Here is a 7253-nt window from a genome sequence, read left to right as displayed (position 1 = left end):
GGCGGCGGGCTCGGCTGCGGGGGTCTGCATGGGTGAATCGTAGGGCCGGTCGGTGTCCGGCGGGTGTCGCGCGGGTGATGCGGGCCCCGATCGTTCGCCCTGGGTGAAACTTGAGTCGATGTGGCTCAACATTGAGTGAACGAGCTTGACAGTGGCGATGCGGCTTCTAAACTTGAGTCATACGCACTCAACTTGATCGGATCGGATCGGATCGGGTGCCCACCAACTCACCGGCGCAGAGCCGGCGACCACGACCAGCAGAAGTCAGAAGGAGACTCACATGGCACGAGCAGTAGGAATCGACCTCGGAACCACGAACTCCGTCGTCAGCGTCCTCGAGGGCGGCGAGCCCACCGTCATCGCCAACGCCGAAGGCCTGCGGACCACCCCGTCCGTCGTCGCGTTCACCAAGGACGGGGAGGTGCTCGTCGGTGAGACCGCCAAGCGCCAGGCCGTCACCAACGTCGACCGCACCCTCGCCTCCGTCAAGCGGCACATGGGCACCGACTGGAGCTTCGACGTCGACGGCAAGAAGTACACCCCCCAGGAGATCTCGGCGCGCATCCTCGGCAAGCTGAAGCGCGACGCCGAGCAGTACCTCGGCGACACCGTCACCGACGCCGTCATCACCGTCCCCGCCTACTTCAACGACGCCGAGCGCCAGGCCACCAAGGAGGCCGGTGAGATCGCGGGCCTCAACGTGCTCCGCATCATCAACGAGCCGACCGCTGCCGCGCTGGCCTACGGCCTCGACAAGGGCAAGGAGGACGAGCTCATCCTCGTCTTCGACCTCGGAGGCGGAACGTTCGACGTGTCCCTGCTCGAGGTGGGCAAGGACGACGACTTCTCCACGATCCAGGTCCGCGCGACCGCCGGCGACAACCGCCTCGGCGGCGACGACTGGGACCAGCGCATCGTCGACTGGCTGATCACGCGGTTCAAGGAGTCCACCGGCGTCGACGTCTCCAACGACAAGATCGCCAAGCAGCGCCTCAAGGAGGCCGCGGAGCAGGCCAAGAAGGAGCTCAGCTCCTCGACGTCGACCTCGATCCAGCTGCCGTACCTGTCGCTGACCGAGAACGGCCCGGCCAACCTCGACGAGACGCTCTCCCGCGCCAAGTTCGAGGAGCTCACCGCCGACCTGCTCGAGCGGACCAAGAAGCCCTTCCAGGACGTCATCCGTGAGGCCGGCATCAAGGTCTCCGACATCGCCCACGTGGTGCTCGTCGGTGGCTCGACCCGGATGCCCGCCGTCGCCGAGCTGGTCAAGAAGGAGGCAGGCAAGGAGGCCAACAAGGGCGTCAACCCCGACGAGGTCGTCGCCATCGGTGCCGCACTCCAGGCCGGTGTCCTCAAGGGCGAGCGCAAGGACGTCCTGCTCATCGACGTCACCCCGCTGAGCCTCGGCATCGAGACCAAGGGCGGCATCATGACCAAGCTCATCGAGCGCAACACGGCCATCCCGACCAAGCGGAGCGAGACCTTCACCACCGCAGAGGACAACCAGCCCTCCGTGCAGATCCAGGTCTTCCAGGGCGAGCGCGAGTTCACCCGCGACAACAAGAACCTCGGCACCTTCGAGCTGACCGGCATCGCGCCGGCCCCGCGCGGCGTGCCGCAGGTCGAGGTCACCTTCGACATCGACGCCAACGGCATCGTCCAGGTGTCCGCGAAGGACAAGGGCACCGGCACCGAGCAGAAGATCACCATCTCCGGCGGGTCCGCGCTGTCCAAGGACGACATCGATCGCATGGTCAAGGAGGCCGAGGACAACGCCGCCGAGGACAAGAAGCGCCGCGAGCAGGCCGAGACCCGCAACGCCGCCGAGCAGCTGGCGTACTCCACCGACAAGCTGATCAAGGACAACGAGGACAAGCTCCCCGAGGACGTCAAGACCAGCGTGCAGGCGGACGTCGACGCGCTCAAGAGCGCGCTCGCCGGTGAGGACGAGGACGCCGTGAAGACCGCGTTCGACGCCCTCAGCGCCAGCCAGGGCAAGCTGGGCGAGGCCATCTACGCTCAGGCCCAGGCCGAGGGCCAGGCGACCGCAGAGGGCGAGCCCGCCGCCGACACCTCCTCCGACGAGGACGTGGTTGACGCCGAGGTCGTCGAGGACGAGGACGAGAAGGACACCAAGTAACCATGACCACCGAGAACCAGAATCCCGAGGACGGCAACGGCCCCGACGAGGGCGAGGTTCGGTCAGCAGCGCAGGGGCCGGAGGCGAACGCTTCCGGCCCCGCGCCGCAGGACCGGGACGCCGACGCCGGCCAGGAGCACGGCGCCGAGGACCCCGACGGTCTCAGCGACGAGGAGCTCGCGGTGCTGTCCGGCCAGGCCAGCGCCGAGGAGCTCGCCGCCGAGCGGCTGGCCGACCTCCAGCGGGTCACCGCCGAGTACGCCAACTACCGCAAGCGCACCGAGGCGGGCCGCAAGGCCGAGCACGAGCGCACCGTCGGTGACGTGCTCGGTTCCCTCCTGCCGGTGCTCGACGACCTCGACCGGGCCGAGAAGCACGACGACCTCGTCGAGGGAAGCGCCTTCGCCACCATCGCGCAGAAGCTGCGCGCGGCGACCGAACGGCTCGGCCTCAGCTCCTTCGGGGCCGTCGGCGACGAGTTCGACCACAACATCCACGAGGCCGTGTTCCAGCAGCCCACGCCCGGAGCGGACGGCTCGACGGTGCTCGACGTCGTCGAGACCGGCTACCGCGTGGGCGACACCCTCATCCGGGCGGCCAAGGTCGTCGTCCAGGTACCCGCGGAGTAGGCGCGTATGGCAAGTCAGGATTGGTTCGAGAAGGACTTCTACAAGACCCTCGGGGTGTCCAAGGACGTCTCCGAGGCGGAGCTGAAGAAGACCTACCGCAAGCTGGCGCGTCAGTACCACCCCGACTCCAACCCCGGTGACGCGAAGGCCGAAGCGCGGTTCAAGGAGATCTCCGAGGCCTACTCGGTCCTCTCCGACAGCGCGCAGCGGGCCGAGTACGACCAGGTCAGGGCCATGGGCTCCGGCGCGCGCTTCACCGCGCCGGGCGGGTCCGGCGGTGGGTCGGGCGGCTTCGAGGACGTCTTCGGCGGCATGTTCGGCGGAGGCGGCCGCAACGCGCAGTACAGCTACCAGCAGAGCCAGTACGACGACCTGCTCGGCGGGCTGTTCGGCGGGGGCGGCGGGGGACGCTTCGGCCAGTCGAGCGGCGGCTACCGCGGCTTCGGCGGGCCGACCCCCGGCCAGGACGTCACCGCGTCGACGACCATCGACTTCGTCACCGCGGTCAAGGGAGACACCGTCACCCTGCAGACCGGGGAGGGGCGCACCATCAAGGTGAAGATCCCCGCGGGCGTCTCCGACGGGCAGAAGATCAAGCTGGCGGGCAAGGGCCACCCCTCGCCCGACGGCGGGGCCGCCGGCGACCTGGTCCTCCAGGTCAAGGTCAGGCCGCACCCGGTGTTCGAGCGCGACGGCAACAACCTGCGCGTGACGGTCCCCGTGACCTTCGCCGAGGCCGTGCTCGGGGCGACCATCGAGGTGCCGACCCTCGGCGGCGACCCCGTCCGGCTCAAGGTCGCCCCGGGAACCCCGTCCGGCAGGGTGCTGCGCGTCAAGGGCCGCGGCGTGACCACCAAGAAGGCGACGGGCGACCTGCTCGCCGAGGTCCAGGTGGCCGTGCCCTCGCACCTGAGCAGCGAGGCCACCGAGGCGCTCATGGAGTTCCAGAAGCTCGGCCCGCACGACAACCCGAGGGACGAGCTGCTGCAGCGCGCCCGCGGGTGACCGCGACCCGTCCGCGGCCGCACCCCCTGGCGGTCGCGGACGGAACAGCAGGAAGGAGGCGGGGGATGGACGAGAACTCACCTGTCTTCGCCATCGCGACGGCGGCGGAGCTCAGCGGCCTGCACCCGCAGACGCTGCGGCAGTACGACCGTCTCGGGCTGGTGTCGCCGACGCGGACGCGCGGCCAGTCGCGCCGGTACTCGATGCACAACATCGCACAGCTGCGGGAGATTGCCGGGCTCAGGGCCGAGGGCGTCAACCTGGAGGGGATCGCCCGCATCCTGGCCCTCACCGAGCGGGTGTCCGGGCTGGAGCGGCAGGTCCGCAAACTGGAGCACAACCTCGCCAACGAGGTGATGACCCGCCGCGGGCGGCGCATCTTCGCCGCCGGCTCCCGCGGCGACGTCGTCTCGCTCACCAGCGGCCGCCGGACGCAGCGGCGGGCCGAACTGATGGTCTGGCGTCCGCAGTCGGAGGACTGAGCTCCCGACGCCGCGGCCCGCTCGCCACGGTGTCCCTGCTCGCCGCGGCCCCGTCCGACACCGGACTCTGCCCGGCCACACGCGCCGCTCGACTACCCTGGCCGAATGGCCGTACCCCCGTTTGACGTCACCGCGCTGCGCCGCCACCCGGACGTCGAGGCCCCCAACCTGCAGGCCTGGGACGCCACCGACCGCTACCTGCTCGACCTCGCGGCCGAGCGCGTGGCCGCCGACCCCTCGCTTCGCGCGCCCGGAGCCGTCACCGTCATCGGGGACCGGCACGGGGCGCTGAGCCTCGGCGCCCGGCTGCAGCTCGGCGCGGCCACCGTCCGCAGTCATCAGGACGGCCTGCTCGGCGAGCGGGCCATCGCCGCCAACGCGGCGCGCCTCGGAGTCGACGGCATCGAGCAGCTGCCGCTCGGCCGCGCGCTCGTCGACGGGGCCCGGCTGGTTCTGCTCCAGCTGCCGCGGGCGAACGCGGCCCTGGACGAGCAGGCGGCGCTCATCGCCGCGGGGGCCGCGAGCGACGTCGTCGTTCTCGCCGGCGGACGGGTCAAGCACATGAGCCGCACGCAGACGGGCGTGCTGTCCGAGCACTTCCGGATCGTCGACGCCACCCTCGCCCGGCAGAAATCACGGGTGCTCCTCGCATCCGGGCCCGTGCCCGGTGTCGGGCGGAGCTACCCGGAGCGCCGCGTCGACGCGGAACTCGGCATCGAGATCATCGCCCACGGCGCCGCCTTCAACGGCACGGGCCTCGACCTGGGGACGCGCGAGCTGCTCGGCCAGCTGCACCTGCTGCAGCGCACCGAGGGCAGGGCGGTCGACCTCGGCTGCGGCACCGGGGTGCTCGCCGTCGAGCTCGCCCGTCGCTTCCCGTCGCTCTCCGTGCTGGCGACCGACCAGTCGCTCGCCGCGGTCGACTCGGCGACGGCGACGGTCTCCGCGGCCGGCCTGCGCGATCGCGTCCGTGTGGTCAGGGACGACGGGCTGTCCGCCCAAGCGGACGACAGCGCCGAGCTCGTGCTCCTCAACCCGCCCTTCCACATCGGAGCGGCCGTGCACACGGGCCTCGCGGAGCGCCTCTTCGCCGACGCGTCGAGGGTGCTCGTCCCTGGCGGCGAGCTGTGGACGGTGTGGAACTCGCACCTGGGCTACCGCGGTGCGCTCGAGCGCCTCGTCGGGCCGACGGAGCAACTGCACCGCACGCCGAAGTTCACCGTGACCCGCTCGCTGGCACGGTGATCCGGGCTCGGCTGGTAGCCTCGTGGCGACCGGCTCCGGTCCCGACATCCCCGACGAAAGTGACGTCCCCATGCGCCTCCGACGTGGCCTCGTTGCCGCCGCAGCCCTCGTGACGATCGCCGCCCTCAGCGGCTGTTCCCCCGCGTCGGACTCCGCCCCCTCCGGCGCGGCCACCGCCACGACGGGGGCTGCCGTCGACCAGACGGCGCTGCTCGGCGACGACCCCGCCACGCTCAGCCCCTCCCTCGACGCGCCCGTGACCCTCGTCGAGTTCGCCGACTACCAGTGCCCGCCCTGCGGGATGGTGTCCGGCACGATGACGGACCTCGCGGAGAAGTACCCCGACGAGCTCACCGTCGTCATCCGCAACTTCCCGCTCGCCGAGATCCACGCCAACGCCACGGTCGCCGCGCACGCGGCCGAGGCCGCCCGGCTGCAGGGGTCCTTCCCCGAGATGTACAAGGCCCTGTTCACCGGCCAGGACGAGTGGAGCGACCTCGACCAGGCGGCGGCCGAGGGCGTCTTCGAGGGCTACGCCGAGGACATCGGCCTCGACGTCGACCGTTTCAACGCCGACAGGGCGGGCGACGAGATCGCCACGCTCGTCGACGCGGACCTCGCCGACGGTGCCGCGGTCGGCGTCGCGGGCACCCCGACGCTGTTCCTCGACGGGCAGCAGCTCGAGATCTCCAGCCTCGACGAGCTCACCCAGGCCGTCGAGTCGCGGATCACGCTCGACTGACGTCCCGCCGGCCCCGCCGGTCCCGCCGGTCCCGCCGTGCGGCCCCGCGTCGTCCCCTCGGGGGTGACGTCCGGCCTTGAACCGCCACGCCCGCACGCCTAGCGTGGGGCAGGCGGGTGACGTCCGTCCCCCGTGCCGCACGTCGAGGGGGACACCCGTGGGACGCATCACCGTTGGACGCGAGAACAGCACACCGATCGAGCTCTACTACGAGGACCAGGGCGAGGGACGGCCCGTGGTCCTCATCCACGGCTACCCGCTCGACGGGAGGAGCTGGGAGCGGCAGACGCGGGCACTGCTGTCCGCCGGCCACCGCGTGATCAGCTACGACCGCCGCGGCTTCGGCCGGTCCAGCCTGACGGGGACCGGCTACGACTACGACACCTTCGCCGCCGACCTCGACGTCCTGATCAGCACCCTCGACCTCCGCGACGTCACGCTGGTGGGCTTCTCGATGGGCACCGGCGAGCTGGCCAGGTACGTCGGCCGCTCCGGGCACGAGAGGATCTCAGGGCTGGCGTTCCTCGCCTCACTCGAGCCGTTCCTCGTGCAGCGCGACGATAACCCCGACGGCGTGCCCTCCGAGGTCTTCGAGGGGATCGAATCCGCCGCGCTCGCCGACCGCTTCGCCTGGTTCCGGCAGTTCTTCGCCGACTTCTACAACCTGGACGACACCCTCGGCACCCGGATCAGCCAGGAGGCCGTCGACGCCAACTGGGCGACCGCGATCGGCTCGGCGCCCGTCGCCGCATCCGCCGTCGTGGCCAGCTGGATCGAGGACTTCCGCGGCGACGTCGAGGCGGTCAGGGCGTCCGGCCTGCCCGTGCTCATCGTCCACGGCACCGCCGACAACATCCTCCCCATCGATGCGACCGGCCGGCGCTTCGCCGCGGCGCTGCCCGAGGCGCGCTACGTCGAGGTGGAGGGCGCGCCGCACGGCCTGCTCTGGACCCACGCTGAGGAGGTCAACCGGGCGCTGCTGGACTTCCTCCGGCGCTGAGGCACCGACG

Annotated in this window: 7 protein-coding genes; all 7 read left to right on the top strand. The window is 71.1% G+C overall.

All coding sequences use genetic code 11. The features are described 5' to 3' along the window. Nucleotides 1-280 precede the first annotated feature (280 nt). The 7 genes from dnaK (at nt 281) to FM119_RS12030 (ending at nt 7243) form a co-directional block, all read left to right on the top strand. A complete protein-coding gene (gene dnaK, locus FM119_RS12060) occupies nt 281-2140 on the top strand; it encodes a molecular chaperone DnaK (RefSeq protein ID WP_087138404.1) in 1860 nt (619 codons plus the stop codon). 2 nt (nt 2141-2142) lie between these two features. Continuing rightward, on the top strand, nt 2143-2769 hold the full coding sequence (locus FM119_RS12055) for a nucleotide exchange factor GrpE (protein ID WP_087138403.1): 627 nt from the start codon (nt 2143-2145) through the stop codon (nt 2767-2769). A 6-nt stretch (nt 2770-2775) separates the two neighbouring features. Further along, entirely contained in the window at nt 2776-3774 is a 999-nt protein-coding gene (locus tag FM119_RS12050) for a DnaJ C-terminal domain-containing protein (protein WP_087138402.1), read from the top strand. 65 nt (nt 3775-3839) lie between these two features. Next, nucleotides 3840-4256: a heat shock protein transcriptional repressor HspR gene (locus FM119_RS12045; RefSeq protein WP_087138401.1), complete on the top strand. Its 417-nt coding sequence runs from the start codon at nt 3840-3842 to the stop codon at nt 4254-4256. A gap of 105 nt (nt 4257-4361) precedes the next feature. After that, entirely contained in the window at nt 4362-5501 is a 1140-nt protein-coding gene (locus FM119_RS12040; protein WP_087138400.1) for a class I SAM-dependent methyltransferase, read from the top strand. A 70-nt stretch (nt 5502-5571) separates the two neighbouring features. After that, nucleotides 5572-6243, top strand: a complete 672-nt coding sequence (locus tag FM119_RS12035) for a DsbA family protein (protein WP_143822710.1) — start codon at nt 5572-5574, stop codon at nt 6241-6243. Between the two features lie 157 nt (nt 6244-6400). Continuing rightward, nucleotides 6401-7243, top strand: a complete 843-nt coding sequence (locus FM119_RS12030) for an alpha/beta fold hydrolase (protein WP_087138398.1) — start codon at nt 6401-6403, stop codon at nt 7241-7243. Nucleotides 7244-7253 lie beyond the last annotated feature (10 nt).

This window comes from Mycetocola reblochoni REB411, from assembly GCF_900163835.1.
Taxonomy (GTDB): Bacteria; Actinomycetota; Actinomycetes; order Actinomycetales; family Microbacteriaceae; genus Mycetocola_B; species Mycetocola_B reblochoni.
Note: the sequence above shows the minus strand (reverse complement) of the source record. Positions and strands in the feature narration are given on the sequence as shown.